General features: G+C 61.9%; 1 protein-coding gene. It reads right to left on the bottom strand.

The window, feature by feature from the left end; genetic code table 11:
• Window positions 1-318 (bottom strand): secretin N-terminal domain-containing protein (locus KZZ04_RS18680; protein WP_306430590.1); only part of this gene is annotated, 318 nt, incomplete at both ends.

The raw sequence follows: 318 nt of genomic DNA, 5'->3' as shown, positions 1-318 counted from the left end.
ACACGCGTCACGGAAGCCACGCCGTCGGTTTCCCGGGCCCAGGCCGCGCCGAGCTTCTCGAGTTCGTCACGGTCCACGTCGACCTGCCACAGAGATACTTCAATCGCACGTTTGGGCTTGTCCAGCTCCGCCACCAGGTCCTCAATCACCTTCACCTGGGCAGGCTTGCCCTTGATCAACAAACTGTTGGAGTCCGGATAGGCAATCACTAACACGCTCTTGTCGGCCAGCGCGCTCGGGGGGCGCTGCGTGGCAGCCTGCTGCTCGATAGCCAGCAGGTTTTCGATGATCGAGGCCATGCCCGGCACATTGACCTTG

Origin of the sequence: Pseudoalteromonas sp. CR1, from assembly GCF_019392235.1 — a bacterium.
Taxonomy (GTDB): Bacteria; Pseudomonadota; Gammaproteobacteria; order Enterobacterales; family Alteromonadaceae; genus Pseudoalteromonas.
This window is presented reverse-complemented; position numbering and strand designations above follow the sequence as displayed.